This is a genomic window from Flavobacterium ammonificans (assembly GCF_020886115.1).
GTDB classification, from domain to species: Bacteria; Bacteroidota; Bacteroidia; order Flavobacteriales; family Flavobacteriaceae; genus Flavobacterium; species Flavobacterium ammonificans.
The window spans coordinates 992775-1008548 of record NZ_AP025185.1; the positions used below are offsets into that span (position 1 = coordinate 992775).

Genomic DNA, 15774 nt, shown 5'->3' on the forward strand with positions numbered 1-15774 from the left:
CCCAAACAAAGTTATTATGAATGAGCAGCTTAAAAAGTTTTTAAACGAAGAACAAGATCCTAAAGCCATCGAAAAAGTCATGTCAAAATTGAGTGATTTATTGATGAAAAATGAAGAGATTGGTTATATAGCCGTACAGAAAAAACCAGCTATTACCGTTTTGCCAGATAGTATCGTAGTGACGAATAAGCGAATCATTATTTGCCAACCAAAGAATTTAGGACTTTCAATGAATTTCACTGATTATTCTTGGGACGAAATCGAAAGTACGTTTGTTAAAGAAGGGATTTTGGGTTCTGATTTTTCATTTGTAACCAAAACAGCTCTTTCGGTTACAATAGAATATATTCCAAAAGTTCAAGCGAGAAAAATGTATGCTTTTGCAAAAGAACAAATCGATTTGTTAAAAGGAGGTTCAGGGTCTACTACCAACTTGGCAATAGAAGAAGTAGATACGGAAGAAGTCACTTCATTTGCAGAGATTATGCCTACTCAATCCACTTCGTTTTCTGAACTCAGCTCTATGGATGCAGATAAGCCACTCAACGAATTGTCATCAGACGAGCTTTTTGAAAAATTGCAGAACTATAAAAAGTTGCTCGATAACGGCTTGATTCTCCAAGGCGAATACGATGCCTTGAAAAAGGAAATTCTGAGTTATATGTAATAATAAGTATGTCATAAAAGTCTTGTCAAACTGAACTCGTTTCAGTTTCTATAAATAATTTTATGCTATTTTATAGATTCCGAAATAAATTAGGAATGACAAAACACTTGCTTTTGGACAGACTTATTTTTTATTTTCTTGTTTTTAAAATCGAATACCCGAGTATTCCCCAGGCTACTATAAGCAATAATCCACCTATAGGAGTTATGAAACCGATAGGTTTAAAATCAATACCAGTAATCCTCGTTGTGGACAACAGATAAATTGATCCTGAAAAATAAACTATTCCAAATAGATTTAGTCTGTATATTATTCTTTTTGTTTTCTCCTGAATATCATTTTGTGTTGCTAAAAAGAACAAAAAGAAGGCTTGATACATTTGGTAGCGAACTCCCGTTTCAAAACTAATCAATTGTTCTGGGGTCAATACTTTTTTCAAAGCGTGAGCGCCAAATGCTCCTAAAATAATCGCTATCATTCCTAAAAGTGCTCCTGTAGCTACGATTTTCTTATTCATTTTTTCTTTTTTATACAAAAGTATTCTTTATTAGATTATTCTAAAAGGCTTTTTTAGGGAAGTTCTAGTCATTTTTTATGAAATATTGTTATAAATGAAACAAAAATGTATATTTGTGTTATATATAGTTATAAATGAGAACGGTTTTAATTTTTGGCGCTGGTAGATCTGCTTCTTCTTTGATTCAATATCTTTTAGTGAAATCAACAGAAGAACAATTGCATTTAGTGATTGCTGATTTATCTATAGAGTTGGCTCAAAAGAAAACGAATAATCATCCTAATGCAACTCCAATTGCTTTGAATATTTTAAATGAGTTGGAACGGCAAAAGGCAATTCAACAGGCTGACATTGTGGTTTCGATGTTGCCTGCGCATTTGCATATTGAGATTGCAAAAGATTGTATTTTGTACAAAAAAAATATGGTTACAGCCTCGTACATCAGTGATGAAATGCAAGCATTAGACACTGTAGTAAAGGAAAATGGATTACTGTTCATGAATGAAGTAGGATTAGATCCAGGGATTGATCATATGAGTGCGATGAAAGTGATTGACGAAATCAAGGAGAAAGGTGGTAAGATGTTGTTGTTTGAATCCTTTTGCGGTGGTCTTGTAGCACCAGAAAACGATACTAATTTATGGAACTATAAATTCACATGGGCACCCCGAAATGTGGTACTTGCAGGTCAAGGCGGTGCGGCTAAATTTATTCAGGAAGGAACTTACAAGTACATTCCATATTGTAATGTGTTTCGCAGAACAGAGTTTTTAGAAGTGGAAGGATTCGGAAGATTTGAAGCGTATTCCAATAGAGATTCGCTAAAATATAGAACTGTTTACGGATTAGAAGATGTGTTAACTTTGTATCGAGGGACTATTCGCAGAGTAGGTTTTTCAAAAGCTTGGAATATGTTTGTTCAATTAGGGATGACAGACGACTCTTATACTATGGATGGATCAGAAACGATGTCTTACCGTCAGTTTACCAATTCATTTTTACCGTATCACCCAACAGATTCAGTTGAGATTAAAACGCGTTTGATTCTTAAAATTGACCAAGATGATAGTATGTGGGATAAATTGGTGGAGTTAGATCTATTCAATCCCAATAAAATTGTCGGATTAAAAGACGCTACTCCAGCTCAAATATTACAAAAAATCCTTTCGGACAGTTGGACACTACAAGAGCAGGATAAAGACATGATTGTGATGTATCACAAATTTGGGTTTGAATTAAATGGAATTAAATCTCAAATTGATTCAAAAATGGTGAGCATAGGCGAAAATCAAACGTATACCGCCATGTCAAAAACAGTCGGGTTGCCAGTAGCTATGGCTACTCTTTTAATTTTAAACGGTAAGATTAATAGTAAAGGAGTGCAGCTCCCAATAATGAAAGAAGTATACCAACCCATTCTAAAAGAACTAGAGGAATATGGTATTGTATTTAAAGAAGACGATGTTCCTTATTTAGGATATAATATAGATCAAGAATCTGTATAATATTATTTAAAAAAACCGCTTCGTTTAACTTGAAGCGGTTATGTTTTATTTACTCATTTCAACAAAATACTTATAAAACAACGGAATAGTCTCGATTCCTTTTAAGTAGTTGAAAATTCCGAAGTGTTCGTTTGGTGAGTGAATGGCATCGCTGTCCAATCCAAATCCCATTAAAATGGTTTTACTTTTCAATTCTTTTTCGAATAAGGCTACAATTGGAATACTTCCGCCAGAACGAACTGGAATAGCTGGAACGCCAAAAGTTTCGGTGTAAGCTTTATTTGCTGCGCGATAACCAATGCTGTCAATTGGAGTTACGTAGCCTTGTCCGCCATGGTGCGGTTTAACTTCTACAGTTACTCCTGCTGGAGCAATGCTCAAGAAATGTTGGGTAAACAATTCGGTGATTTCCTCCCAATCTTGATTTGGAACTAAACGCATTGAAATTTTGGCGAAAGCCTTACTTGCAATAACGGTTTTGGCACCCTCGCCTGTATAACCACCCCAAATTCCGTTCACGTCTAGTGTAGGGCGAATCGAGTTTCTTTCGTTAGTTACATAGCCTGTTTCACCATAAACAGCATCAATGTCTAAGGCTTTTTTGTAGTTCTCTAAACTAAATGGTGCTTTGGCCATTTCAGCTCTTTCGGCAGCAGAGAGTTCTTCTACTTTATCATAAAAGCCAGGAATGGTAATATGATTGTTTTCGTCATGTAATGAAGCAATCATTTTGCTCAATACATTAATTGGATTAGCTACAGCGCCACCATACAGCCCAGAATGTAAATCGCGATTAGGTCCTGTAACTTCCACTTCAACATAACTCAAACCACGAAGGCCCGTCGTAATAGAGGGTTGTTGATTTGAAATCATTCCAGTATCCGAAATTAAAATCACATCATTTTTTAGTTTTTCTTGGTTGCGTTCTACAAACCAACTCAAACTTTTGGACCCAATTTCTTCTTCGCCTTCAATCATGAATTTTACATTACAAGGCAAGCAATTCGTAGAAACCATGTATTCGAATGCTTTAACATGCATGTACATTTGTCCTTTGTCATCGCAAGCTCCACGAGCGAAAATAGCTCCCTCTGGATGAATTTCGGTAGTTTTGATTACAGGTTCAAATGGAGGAGAAGTCCATAATTCCATTGGATCTGGTGGTTGTACATCATAATGTCCATACACCAATACGGTTGGTAAATTAGGATCGATGATTTTTTCGCCATAGACAATTGGATAGCCGGGAGTATCGCAAATTTCGACTAAATCACAACCTGCCTTTTCTAAACTTACTTTTACGGCATCGGCGGTATCGAATACATCTTGAGAGTAAGCAGTATCAGCACTTACTGATGGTATTTTTAATAATTCAATTAATTCATTAATGAAACGTTCTTTATTTTCCTGAACGTAAGAAGTTATATTTTCCATAATTAGGTTTCAAATTATAGAATCAAAAATACGAAAAAGGACTGAAATATTTTTTGTTTAATTTACTTTGAAAATTAGAACTTATGTGTATATTTGCACCCACAATTACGCGGATATGGTGAAATTGGTAGACATGCCAGACTTAGGATCTGGTGCCGCAAGGCGTGTAGGTTCGAGTCCTATTATCCGCACAAAAAACCTTAAAAGTGATTAACATTTTTAAGGTTTTTTTATTTTATATACTATCTTTCCCTTAAATTTACTTTTTTAAAAACCCATCACATGATACAAAAAACTTTATTTGTTTGCTTGGCTATCGGGAGTATGCTAACTACAAATGCACAAGAAATGACTACTATGAATCCATTTTTTCAGTCGTACAACACCCCATTTAACGTTCCTCCTTTTGAACAAATTAAAAACGAACATTTTAAACCGGCTATTTTAGAAGGAATTAAAAGAAATGCCGCCGAGATTGATGCGATTGCAAACAATACAGCCGCACCTACTTTTGAAAACACCATTTTAGCCATGGAAAATGCGGGAGAATTATTGTCTAATGTCAATACGGTTTTCTCTAATTTGAATTCGGCACATACCAATAAAGAAATTCAAACCATTGCTAAAGAAGTTTCACCTAATTTATCGGCGCACCGCGATAACATTTATTTGAATGAAAAATTATTTGCAAGAGTTAAAGCACTTTGGGACAAAAAAGAAACCTTAGGATTGAACTTGGAGCAAGCTAAAATTTTAGAGAATGCATACAAAGACTTTGTTCGTTCAGGTGCTAATTTGTCTTCTTCAGAGAAAGAAACACTTCGAAAAATTAACGGCGATTTGTCTTTATTGAGTTTGAAATACGGTCAAAATATTTTGGCAGAGACTAATAAATACCAATTAGTAATTACCGATAAAAAAGATTTAACAGGACTTCCTCAAAGTGTCATTGATGCTGCTGCTGCAGACGCCAAAGCAAAAGGAAAAGCCGGAAGCTGGGTATTTACTCTAGCCAATTCTAGCGTGATGCCTTTCTTGCAGTACAGTGCTAACAGAAAATTGCGTCAAGAGATTTGGAACGCTTATCAAACTCGTGCCAATCACGATGATGAAATGGATAATAAATCAAACGCTATTCAGTTAGCCAATCTTCGTGGACAAAAAGCCCGTTTGTTAGGCTATGCTTCACATTCTAATTATGTTCTAGAAGAATCGATGGCTAAAACGCCAGAAAATGTCAATAAATTATTGAATGATTTGTGGAAACCTGCTTTAGAAAAAGCGAAGGTGGAAGCTGCCGACATTCAAAAAATGATGGCTAAAGACGGAATCAAAGAAGCAGTACAACCTTACGATTGGAGGTATTATACAGAGAAAATCAGAAAAGAACGTTTTGATTTAGACGAGCAAGAATTGAGTCCGTATTTCAGTTTGGAAAATGTAAGAAATGGCGCTTTCCAAGTAGCTCAAAAATTATACGGATTGCAATTTAAAGAATTAAAAGACATTCCAAAATACCACGAAGCAGTAACTGCTTTTGAAGTTCTTGAAGCTGACGGGACTCATGTTGGTGTACTTTATACTGATTTCCACCCACGCGAATCGAAAAGAGGTGGAGCTTGGATGACGTCATATAGCGCGCAAAAAACAGAAAATGGAGTACGTAAAGCCCCTGTGGTTTCTATTGTGTGTAACTTTACTAAGCCAACTGAAAACAAACCCGCTTTATTAACTTTTGATGAAGTGAGTACGCTTTTTCATGAATTTGGACATTCATTGCACGGATTGTTATCTAATGTAACCTACAAAAGTTTAGCGGGAACAAGTGTGCCAAGAGATTTTGTCGAATTGCCTTCGCAAATTATGGAAAACTGGGCTGCAGAAGATGAAGTGTTAAAAATGTTTGCTAAACATTATCAAACAGGAGCAGTCATTCCTGATGCTTTAATTGCGAAATTGAAAAAAGCAGGTACGTTTGATCAAGGTTTTGGAACTACTGAATATCTAGCGGCTTCCTTATTGGATTTGGCATACCACTCACAAACTAAAGACATCACCATTGACGCCAATACTTTCGAAAAACAAGCGATGAATAAAATTGGCTTGATCGAATCTATTATTCCAAGATACAGAAGTACGTACTTTAGTCATATTTTCTCAGGAGGTTATTCTTCAGGATATTATAGCTATATCTGGTCTGGAGTATTAGATACAGATGCTTTTGAAGCGTTTAAAGTGACTACACTTTTCAACCCAGAAAAAGCGAAGTCTTTCCGTAAAAATGTTTTGGAAAAAGGAGGTACAGAAGACCCAATGGTATTGTACAAACGTTTCCGTGGTGCTGAGCCAAGTATCGAACCTTTATTGAGAAAAAGAGGTTTAGATAAGAAAGAAGAAACGCCTCTTAAAAAGATAAAAGGATAATTAATGCCTCTGAAAAACAAAAAACCTGTAAATTACTTTGCAGGTTTTTTTTATAAAATAGATTTGAAAAAATTATACGTTTTTCAAATTGATAATTTCTTGTTCCGTAAGCATTCTCCAATTGCCTCGTGGTAAATTCTTTTTGGTTAAACCAGCAAAAGCCACACGATCAATTCGCAATACATTGTAATCAAAGTGCTCAAAAATAGAACGCACCACCTTTACATTTGAAGAACGTAATTTTAGACCGATTTCACTTTTAGGTTCGTTGTCGATATAACTTACTTCTTCAACAAATACTCGGTGTCCATCTAAAACTAAACCCTTGCTAATTTTTTCTAAATCTTCGTATTTCAAGTTTTTATCTAAGGAAACTTGGTATATTTTTGATGACTTTTGATTAGGTAAAGTAAACTTTCTAATCATATCGGTGTCATTAGTAAACAATAACAATCCCGTTGTATTTTTGTCCATTCTACCTACCGCTCCAATTTTTGCTGTAGTTGCACCGCGAACTAATTCTAAAACATTACGAAACTCTTGACCTTCGTCTAAAGCTGTAGTGAAATTTTTAGGTTTGTTCAACAAGATGTATTCTTTTTTCTCTGGAGTTAAAAGCACTCCGTCAAAATTAACTGTATCGGTAATTTTTACTAAATACCCCATTTCAGTTACAGGAACGCCATTTACTTTTACGTTTCCTGATTGGATGTAAATATCCGCATCACGACGCGAACAAACGCCTGAATTGGCAATGTATTTATTCAAACGAATTTCGTCAGCTGCTTTGGATCTTTTTGGCGCTTGATTTGGTTTTTTAACCACTTTATTAGCTTCCACTTCGGCTACTTTGGTATTGATTTTAGCCTTTTTAGGACCTTGCGCACGCTTTTGCATGGCAGGTTTAGCTCCGCTCCGTTCGCCTCTGGCTCGGGTGGGCTTATTTGAACTCGGTCTAGAACTATTGGTTCTTCCGCCTCCTCTGGTAGTACTCATAATAATTGTAATTTATTGCTGCATTCGGACAGCCTTGTCCTTCAATTGGCAAAGATAGTATTTATATCCTTGAGAAACGAAATTCCATTCAAAGACTTACTTTACAGTAGGTTTTGACTAGTAGCTTATTCCAGCTATTCGCTCTATCTTTTTTAGTGCCTTCGAGTACCTCAGTCACCTAAAAAGGATGCCGCTCCCGATACTTCGCGATTAGGGCTAGGGATTTGTATTCAAAACATTTTTTGTGTACTCCCGAATAAATTCTATATTTACAAAGTTTAGTTTTTAACCGAAAATTGATGCTTCCTTAATCTCTACTTCGCCAAGCTGCAAAACGTTAGCAATCATTTCATAACGACAGCAAAAACGGTTAAGCAAAGACGGAAAAAACTAAAAACGGATTCATTAATTTAAAATAAGATATAGGATATTTATTAAATAGAACATAAAACAATTAAGGATACATTCATAAACTAAAAATTCAGCAATTATGAAAATATTTGGAATCACAATCAACGGTAATTTAATCGGACAAGTTTTAATTAGTATTTTTATAGGTTGGCTTATTGGATTTGGCATAAGTTGGATTAATGTTTTTGGGTACAGCGGACAAGCACCTTTAATTTGTGCTATGACGGCTGGTATTTCTGCCGTTGGACGACTTGTTAGACAAAATATAAAGTTGACATAGGACAACAATTATTAACTTTTGAACAAGCTGACTTAGCGTTAGATAGTTTTTGGAAGCAGAAAGTTATGTGCATCTAATGAAGTTAAGTGCTGCCTCCGGCTCCCACGCGATAATGAAATATAATCGAAAATAAATCACCTATCGCAACAGTAATTTACCTCAAAAAAACAATCGTTTTCCGTGCCAAAGCACTTCAGGATTAATAAGTACAATACAAAAAACGCCTGCTACAATTAAAAATTTAAGTAGGTTGTGTAATCGAAGAAATGCTTCTTTGGTAATTGCTTTTTGTAAGGATAATAAAAAGAAAATCAATACGATTAAGCAACCGTAAAAGTAAATATCCATATAACCCACATCATAAATTTCAATTAAAATATAGACAGGAAGCACAGTGCATAAAGCCAAAGCAGTTATAATTTTTTTAGCAGTATTTTCACCGTAAACAATTGGAATGGTTTTGTAATTATTAGCTAAATCGCCTTTTAGGTTTTCTAAATCTTTAATCATTTCTCGAATAAGCAATAACAAAAACAGGAAGCTTGCGTGTGCAAAAATGACCGCCAATTGACTGCTGTAGTTTTCAATTTCTTCAAAAGGGATTTGGTTGTAATAATACAAAAGGATGGCAAAAAAAGGCAAAACCGCTAAAAAAGCCGACATTAAATTACCAATTAGTGGTTGCTTTTTGATTTTGTGAGAATACAACCAAATCAGGAAAATATACACCGAAAAGAATAAAAAAGCGCGCCAAGAAACAAATAACGCCATTAAAGCTACAATGAAATTGAGTGAAAAATAGACGTTTAATTTTGTTTTTTGACTTACAAATCGATCCAACATCGATTTGTTGGGGCGATTAATTAAATCCTTACGACTGTCGTAAAAATTATTAATGATATAGCCCGAAGCAATAGCTAATGAAGAGGCAAATACTAAAATAAATAAATGGAAATCGAAAAGTACATTTAATGCTCTTTTCTCAGGAGCCAAAATAAATATAGCTGATAAATACTGAGCCAGAATGATAATGGGAATATTATAGCCTCTTACCACAGAGAACAAGCTGATAATTTTCTTAATCACCAATTTGTTCGCTCTGCTTAGCATTATGTTTTATTTAGCGTTAAATGTTTTGGACTAAAATTGGTAGACTACTTCTAACTTGTAGTCTTTCAAAGAAGTTTTGGCGCGTTCTAAATCTTCAGTAAATCCTAAGATATAACCACCACCGCCTGAACCACATAGTTTCAAATAGTAATCGTTAGTGTCAATTCCTTTTTGCCAAATAGCATGGAATTCTTCCGGAATCATTGGTTTGAAATGGCTCAAAACCACTTTGGATAATTTTTTAGTGTTGGCAAACAAAGATTTCATATCGCCACCTAAGAAGTTCTCTACACACGAATCGGTATATTTTACAAATTGTGTTTTTAGCATGTTACGGAAACCTTGATCTTTTAAGTTTTCCATGAAAATGTTCACCATCGGAGCAGTTTCTCCTACAATTCCAGAGTCGATTAAGAAAACAGCACCTTTGCCATCCAAACTTTGTGTAGGGATGCCAGTAGCTTCGATATTATCTTTGGAATTGATTAAAATCGGAATGCTTAAATAACTATTTAAAGGATCTAAACCTGAACTTTTTCCGTGGAAAAAACTCTCCATTTGGGAGAAAATAGTTTTCAGTTCCAATAACTTCTCACGCGTCAAGTTTTCTAAAACGGTGATTTTGTTCTGAGCATATTTATCGTAAATCGCAGCGACTAAAGCACCACTACTTCCCACACCATATCCTTGCGGAATGCTGGAATCGAAGTACATGCCGTTTGCAACATCAGCTTCTAAAGTAACTAAATCGAACTGAACTAAATCAGGTTGTTCGATTTCTAAATTTTTCAAATGAGCCACAAAACGTTTCAAATGTCCGTTAGAAGCAATAGCTTCTTCAGAAGGATTTACATCGCTTTTTAGAGCACCATTATAAAAATTATAAGGAATAGAAAGTCCTTTGGAGTCCTGGATAATTCCGTATTCACCAAAGAGTAATATTTTTGAATAAAATAAAGGTCCTTTCATAGTTTTGTTTAATCAATTAATTGACTGCCAATTCCAATTTCATCACAAATATACTGACCATTTTGACAATAGCCAACTAATTCGTCCTGAATAAATTGCAATACTTTTTCTTTCACATGATTTGGATAAAGAACATGAACATTGGCACCAGCATCTAAAGTGAAGCAAACAGGAATTTTAGTTTCATTTCTAAATTGCCAAATACGATTGATAATTTCCAAAGTATTGGGTTTCATAAGTATGAAATAAGGCATTGAAGTCATCATCATAGCATGTAGTGTCAAGGCTTCACTCTCCACAACCGCGATGAATTGCTCTACATTTCCTGATTCAAAAATCGAAATCATTTGGTCTAAATTTTCATGCGCTTGTGCAAATCGCCTTTCGGCAAAAGGATGGTTGTGCATTAAATCGTGCCCCAAAGTACTCGATACTTGTTTTTCACCTTTATCTACTAGTAGAATTGTGTCTTGGTAGTTCTTGAAATTTTCGTGAAAAGTGTGTGGGAATTCCACTCCAAACAAATCAGAACTTCCAGGAATATTAGCTTGTTTCCCCCAAACGACAACTTGACCTTGTACACTTCGGCAAGCACTACCGGATCCTAAACGCGCTAAGAAAGAAGCTTTTTGGTAAAAATAGTCTTCGGTCATTGCGGGATTTAATTCCTTTTCCAAGCTCATCAGGTTCATAGCCAAAGCTGCCATTCCTGAAGCAGAAGAAGCAATTCCAGAACTGTGCGGAAAAGTATTTCGAGTGTCAATCGTAAAATGGTAGTCTTTCAAGAAAGGCAAGTAGGATTCAATTCGCTCCAAAAATTTCTGAATTTTTGGTTTAAAATCCTCTTTCGGTTTACCTTCAAAAAGCAAGTCAAAAGAAAAATTTGAATTGGTATTTTGTCTTTTGGCGAAAGCCAATTGGGTAATTGTTTTACAATTATTCAGAGTAAAACTAACCGAAGGATTAGCGGGAACTTGATTTTCTTTTTTGCCCCAATACTTTACCAAGGCAATATTACTTGGCGCACTCCATTGAAAAACACCTTTTTCAATAGACTTTGTATACGGAGCTGGAATAAAATCGTTTGCGGTTACCATAAATAAAAATTTTAGCAAATATACTGATTTCTATGGCTAATTTATGAGGTTATTATAACCGCAAATTCGCAAATTTTTATTTTTGATAAAAATTCCAAGTGCTACTTTTCGTTTAATTTGCGAATTTGCGGTAATATAAATGAAATTGGTAATCAATGCTAATTCCTTTATTTGTAGAACATGGAAAGTTTTGATTAATTTTGATAAAAAAATAAGATGAATAAAGTTACTCGTATTGCAATTGTTGTCGTTATTTGTTTAGTAGTGGGGTATGTATCTGGGATGGTTACTCGTGCATCCATAACGACTTGGTATCCTACTTTAGTAAAACCAAGCTTTAATCCGCCCAATTGGATTTTTGCACCTGTTTGGACATCTTTGTACATCATGATGGGTATTGCTGCAGGCCTAGTTTGGAATCAAATAGGTTCAAATAAAGAAATGGTTGTTAAAGCGCTACGTTTTTTTGCTTTACAGTTGGTATTAAATGCGCTTTGGTCGTATTTGTTTTTTGGATTGCATAATCTGATGTTGGCAACTATTGAAGTAGTTTTGCTATGGCTTATGATTTTTGAAACCTATTCTCAGTTTGCCAAAATCAACAAAACGGCTAGTTATTTGTTATTGCCGTATTTGGCTTGGGTGAGTTTTGCTTCAATATTAACCGCTAGTATTTGGTGGTTGAATAAATAAGTTTAGTTAATTTCTGCATGAATTAAATTTTCTAGGAGATTTTTATAATTGTTCCAAAAAAGTTTAATAAAGTAAATGGAATAGAGTATAAATGGAATTTTGAAACAGTTTCCATATTCAAAATTCGAACTTGTTACATAATTTAGCAGTAAACAAATTAGTAATAAACAGATTGCTAAAACTACTGTTTTAGTTGTAAAAGGTGTGTTTAATTCTTTAATTATTTTTTGTAAATTATCATTAATTTCTCGATCAATGAATTGATCTGAACTTTGATTTAAAAAGCGAATGTGTTTTAGTAAAAGGTATTGAAACACGCTATTTTGAAAACTAATACTGTTCAATATTAGTACAATCATTATCAGTCCACTCTTGTTCCATCCAAAAAAATCTTGAATTCCAATTAATTCCAATATAATTGTCAAGTAACCATACCCAATTAGTGTTACTAAAGAAATACTACTAATTATTAATGAAATTGTGCAGTTACTTAATTTTTGATTTAAAGGTTTCTTTTTGGAAAAAACAAAGGGTTTAAAATTGTTTATGAGCTGGATACGGTAGCTGGTGGTAGTCATTGGGTAAGTGTAGGGGCTAAATGGGACAGTAATCAATAATTTGTAAGCCAAATTTACAAACCTTTTTTTGTAAAACAAAATAAATTTAAAGCATAAGTCTTAAATTTTAAATTATCAGTAATTTTAGTTTATTATTGCATCTGCAACTATAAAACCACTAGTCCACGCATTTTGGAAGTTAAATCCGCCAGTTATGGCATCAATATTGACAATTTCACCAGCAAAATACAGGTTAGGGTGCAATTTGCTTTCCATGGTTTTGAAATTGATTTCTTTTAAATCAATTCCACCGGCGGTGACAAATTCTTCTTTAAAAGTGCTTTTCCCATTGACTTGAAAAAGACCCTTTGTGAGTTGGTTTGCCAAGTTTTGCAATTGGATTTTTGATAAATCAGCCCATTTGGTTTCGTTACTAATTCCTGAGGCTAAAACTAAACTTTCCCATAATCTATTTTGTAATTCAAATGGTGATTTTTTGGCCACTGTTTTTTTAGCATGTTCTTGTTTGAGCTCTTTTAAAAGCATTTCTGCCTCTTCAGATTCGATATCATTCAGCCAGTTGACTTCGATAGTAAATTGGTAGTTTTTATCGTGTAAGATTCGCGCTCCCCAAGCCGATAATTTTAATATAGCTGGCCCACTCATTCCCCAATGGGTAATTAATAAAGGACCTGTCGATTCTAGTTTTGTGTCTTTGACTTTGACAGTTGCCTGGGTGGCAATACCAGGTAATTCCTTGATTCTAGAATCTTTGATGTTAAAGGTAAATAGGGAAGGGACAGGGGTGACAATGGCATGCCCAAACGTATGTAACAAATCCCATATTTTCGGATTGCTTCCTGTAGCTAATATGAGTTTTTCGGCTAAGTAAGTTTCAGTTTGAGTTTCAATTTTCCAATAATTTCCATCCGAGCCTCCGGTATTGAAAATGGATTGGACACTTTGTCCTGTTAAGATAGAAATGCCTAATTTTTTACTGGCATTTAAAAAACAATCGATGATGGTTTGAGAAGAATTGGAAACAGGAAACATTCTGCCATCGTCCTCAATTTTCAGTTCGACTCCGTGTTTTTCAAACCATTCAATTGTGTCCCCTGCCCCAAATTGATGAAATGGACCACGCAATTCTTTTTCGCCCCTAGGATAGAATTTGACCAATTCGTTGGGTTCAAAACAAGCGTGGGTAACATTGCAACGTCCTCCTCCAGAGATACGAACTTTAGAAAGCACTTCTTTTCCGCGTTCAAGAATTGCCACTTTGAGTTTTGGATTGCGTTCTACAATGTTGATTGCAGAAAAAAATCCTGCAGCACCACCTCCCACAATTAGTATGTCAAAGTCTTGATTCATTTTTTGTTTTTGAACGACAAAGTTAAGCATAAAAAAACGCCTTTATTGCTAAAGGCGTTGCTATAATTTGAACGGATGTTATTTTTTCAATTCCAAAAGAACCAAATCAAATTCTGAATCAATTGTTACTTTTCCATTAACAACAACCGTTTCTTTTCCAGAATAAGCATCTTTTACTTTGGCTCCGTTTTGGAAGATAGTTCCAGTCGAAATTGTTTTTTTGCCTTTGGCTAAATCCAATCCAATAACTACTTGATCGCTGTAATTTTCTTTAGAATAACTACGGCTAAATACATACGGTTTAGCAGTTATTTTTTGGTGAACTCCAGCACCAACTGATGGATGATTTTTTCTAAACTGACCTAATTTTTGCCAGTGTGCTAGTGTTTTTTGAGTAGATGGGTCATTTTTAATATCGTCCCAATTCATAAATGAACGCAAGGTAGCATCACCTTTTGTGCCTTCAATTACTAAGTTTCTAGCCGATTCATCTCCATAATATACTTGTGCCGTCCCTGGAGTCAATAATAATTTTGTAGCGCTCTCAAAGGTTTTTTCTCTTTTTCCGTCAAAAGGTGTTGAGTCATCGTGTGACGAAACATAATTCAGTACGCCAAAACCTTTTAATTCTTTTTGCAATGTATTTGAGTAGTATGAGAACAAACTTTCATAGTCTTTTTTAGCTTCATTTTTAAATTCGAAATTGATTAAACTATTGAATCCATTGGCAAAATAATTTACTTTCTTGTCACCAAAATCATAGTATAAACCACCGCTAATGTTGTAACCAGACACTTCACCTGTGGTGTAAAACGAATTGCTGTCTAGAACTTTTTCAGGATTGTTTTTCTTCCAATTGGTAAATGCGTAATCGCATTGTTTTCTAAATTCGGCCCAAACACCTTCTTCAAGATGTTTTGTTGTATCAGCACGGTATCCATCAATTCCATATTCAGTGATGTAATCTGTCAACCATTTGATGATGTAATATTTGGGTGCTCTTGGGTAGCCTGTTCGGGCAAAGAAAGCATCTAATTCTTTTACTTCTTGTTCGTAACGACCTTCTTTTTTCCATTTCTCTACTAAAGCAGCAGGTAATTCCACGTTTTGTTCACTCTCAGTTAGAATATCTGGAAGATTGGCTACTAAGGTACAAGCGGTTGTGTTTTTGTAATTTTTATAATCGCAAGCTGGAGTAGTTCTTACCCAATTTTCTGGCCAAACCGCATCTTGTGGTGTAACAGGACCAGTATGATTGATAACTCCGTCAAAAACAATACGAATTCCATGTTGGTGCGCTTTTTCTACCATATTCTTCACCTCTTCAGCAGTTCCGAAATTAGGATCCAAGGCTGTCCAATCTTTTGTCCAATAACCATGAAATCCATAACTAAAACCAGTTCCTTCATCCGTTCCTTCGTGAATTTGTTCAACTAAAGGTGTCATCCAAATGGCATTGATTCCCAATTGGTCAAAATAGCCTTCCTCAATTTTTTGAGTAATTCCTTTGACATCGCCACCCATAAATCCGCGTAGTTTACCCGTTTCTTTATTTCGATTGTAATGGATGTCATTGCTCGGATCTCCGTTATTAAAACGATCGGTCAATAAGAAATACAAATTGGCGCCTTCCCAAACAAAAGGAGTTGTATTCGATTGGGGTTGGTTTTGAGCTTTTGTTTCATTTGACGAAATGAAAACAGTCAAAAGAGTTAGTAATAAAATATTTTTTTTCATGGTCTT

Annotated in this window: 13 protein-coding genes and 1 tRNA gene; 6 read left to right on the forward strand and 8 right to left on the reverse strand. The window is 34.9% G+C overall.

Annotation, left to right across the window (positions count from 1 at the left end):
• Positions 1-16 precede the first annotated feature (16 nt).
• Positions 17-667, forward strand: coding sequence for a PH domain-containing protein (locus LPC20_RS04205; protein WP_229326773.1), 651 nt, complete (start codon positions 17-19; stop codon positions 665-667).
• Positions 668-797: 130 nt separating this feature from the next.
• Here the strand turns inward: LPC20_RS04205 and LPC20_RS04210 are convergent, their stop codons facing one another.
• Positions 798-1184, reverse strand: a complete 387-nt coding sequence (locus tag LPC20_RS04210) for a DUF423 domain-containing protein (protein ID WP_229326774.1) — start codon at positions 1182-1184, stop codon at positions 798-800.
• A 134-nt stretch (positions 1185-1318) separates the two neighbouring features.
• On the opposite strand from LPC20_RS04210, the gene LPC20_RS04215 reads away from it, so the two are divergent.
• Complete coding sequence (locus LPC20_RS04215) at positions 1319-2689, forward strand: saccharopine dehydrogenase family protein (protein ID WP_229326775.1); 1371 nt, start codon at positions 1319-1321, stop codon at positions 2687-2689.
• 45 nt (positions 2690-2734) lie between these two features.
• On the opposite strand, the gene LPC20_RS04220 is transcribed toward LPC20_RS04215, so the two are convergent.
• Positions 2735-4123 (reverse strand): dipeptidase, encoded by a 1389-nt coding sequence (locus LPC20_RS04220; RefSeq protein ID WP_229326777.1) that lies wholly within the window; start codon positions 4121-4123, stop codon positions 2735-2737.
• Positions 4124-4232: 109 nt separating this feature from the next.
• Here LPC20_RS04220 and LPC20_RS04225 point away from each other — a divergent pair.
• Together LPC20_RS04225 and LPC20_RS04230 are read left to right on the forward strand one after the other, a co-directional pair.
• Positions 4233-4314 (forward strand) — tRNA-Leu (locus tag LPC20_RS04225).
• 166 nt (positions 4315-4480) lie between these two features.
• Positions 4481-6547 (forward strand): M3 family metallopeptidase, encoded by a 2067-nt coding sequence (locus LPC20_RS04230; protein ID WP_420827833.1) that lies wholly within the window; start codon positions 4481-4483, stop codon positions 6545-6547.
• 72 nt (positions 6548-6619) lie between these two features.
• Here LPC20_RS04230 and LPC20_RS04235 read toward each other — a convergent pair whose 3' ends face one another.
• Positions 6620-7543 carry a pseudouridine synthase gene (locus LPC20_RS04235; protein ID WP_229326782.1) on the reverse strand — a complete coding sequence of 308 codons (924 nt, stop codon included), beginning with the start codon at positions 7541-7543 and terminating at the stop codon, positions 6620-6622.
• A gap of 490 nt (positions 7544-8033) precedes the next feature.
• Between LPC20_RS04235 and LPC20_RS04240 the strand changes: the two genes are divergently transcribed.
• On the forward strand, positions 8034-8234 hold the full coding sequence (locus LPC20_RS04240) for a hypothetical protein (protein ID WP_229326784.1): 201 nt from the start codon (positions 8034-8036) through the stop codon (positions 8232-8234).
• A gap of 159 nt (positions 8235-8393) precedes the next feature.
• Here the strand turns inward: LPC20_RS04240 and LPC20_RS04245 are convergent, their stop codons facing one another.
• From LPC20_RS04245 to LPC20_RS04255, 3 genes are read right to left on the reverse strand one after another with little or no spacing between them, the layout of a single operon-like run.
• A complete protein-coding gene (locus LPC20_RS04245) occupies positions 8394-9344 on the reverse strand; it encodes a geranylgeranylglycerol-phosphate geranylgeranyltransferase (protein WP_229326786.1) in 951 nt (316 codons plus the stop codon).
• A 30-nt stretch (positions 9345-9374) separates the two neighbouring features.
• Positions 9375-10313, reverse strand: coding sequence for a mevalonate kinase family protein (locus tag LPC20_RS04250; RefSeq protein ID WP_229326788.1), 939 nt, complete (start codon positions 10311-10313; stop codon positions 9375-9377).
• 8 nt (positions 10314-10321) lie between these two features.
• Entirely contained in the window at positions 10322-11410 is a 1089-nt protein-coding gene (locus LPC20_RS04255) for a diphosphomevalonate decarboxylase (protein ID WP_229326790.1), read from the reverse strand.
• Between the two features lie 216 nt (positions 11411-11626).
• Here LPC20_RS04255 and LPC20_RS04260 point away from each other — a divergent pair, with 216 nt between their 5' ends.
• Positions 11627-12103 carry a TspO/MBR family protein gene (locus LPC20_RS04260; RefSeq protein WP_229326792.1) on the forward strand — a complete coding sequence of 159 codons (477 nt, stop codon included), beginning with the start codon at positions 11627-11629 and terminating at the stop codon, positions 12101-12103.
• 701 nt (positions 12104-12804) lie between these two features.
• On the opposite strand, the gene LPC20_RS04265 is transcribed toward LPC20_RS04260, so the two are convergent.
• Positions 12805-14031, reverse strand: coding sequence for a BaiN/RdsA family NAD(P)/FAD-dependent oxidoreductase (locus LPC20_RS04265; RefSeq protein ID WP_229326794.1), 1227 nt, complete (start codon positions 14029-14031; stop codon positions 12805-12807).
• Between the two features lie 78 nt (positions 14032-14109).
• The gene (locus LPC20_RS04270; protein WP_229326796.1) at positions 14110-15768 is read right to left on the reverse strand and encodes an alpha-amylase family glycosyl hydrolase; all 1659 of its coding nucleotides are present in this window, start codon (positions 15766-15768) and stop codon (positions 14110-14112) included.
• Between the last annotated feature and the right edge of the window lie 6 nt (positions 15769-15774).

Coding starts and splice junctions, on each gene's coding strand:
- LPC20_RS04235 (WP_229326782.1), bottom strand. CDS start 7,543: ATGAGTACTACCAGAGGAGGCGGAAGAACCAATAGTTCTAGACCGAGT.
- LPC20_RS04270 (WP_229326796.1), bottom strand. CDS start 15,768: ATGAAAAAAAATATTTTATTACTAACTCTTTTGACTGTTTTCATTTCG.
- LPC20_RS04230 (WP_420827833.1), top strand. CDS start 4,481: ATGAATCCATTTTTTCAGTCGTACAACACCCCATTTAACGTTCCTCCT.
- LPC20_RS04255 (WP_229326790.1), bottom strand. CDS start 11,410: ATGGTAACCGCAAACGATTTTATTCCAGCTCCGTATACAAAGTCTATT.
- LPC20_RS04245 (WP_229326786.1), bottom strand. CDS start 9,344: ATGCTAAGCAGAGCGAACAAATTGGTGATTAAGAAAATTATCAGCTTG.
- LPC20_RS04250 (WP_229326788.1), bottom strand. CDS start 10,313: ATGAAAGGACCTTTATTTTATTCAAAAATATTACTCTTTGGTGAATAC.
- LPC20_RS04215 (WP_229326775.1), top strand. CDS start 1,319: ATGAGAACGGTTTTAATTTTTGGCGCTGGTAGATCTGCTTCTTCTTTG.
- LPC20_RS04265 (WP_229326794.1), bottom strand. CDS start 14,031: ATGAATCAAGACTTTGACATACTAATTGTGGGAGGTGGTGCTGCAGGA.
- LPC20_RS04210 (WP_229326774.1), bottom strand. CDS start 1,184: ATGAATAAGAAAATCGTAGCTACAGGAGCACTTTTAGGAATGATAGCG.
- LPC20_RS04240 (WP_229326784.1), top strand. CDS start 8,034: ATGAAAATATTTGGAATCACAATCAACGGTAATTTAATCGGACAAGTT.
- LPC20_RS04220 (WP_229326777.1), bottom strand. CDS start 4,123: ATGGAAAATATAACTTCTTACGTTCAGGAAAATAAAGAACGTTTCATT.
- LPC20_RS04205 (WP_229326773.1), top strand. CDS start 17: ATGAATGAGCAGCTTAAAAAGTTTTTAAACGAAGAACAAGATCCTAAA.
- LPC20_RS04260 (WP_229326792.1), top strand. CDS start 11,627: ATGAATAAAGTTACTCGTATTGCAATTGTTGTCGTTATTTGTTTAGTA.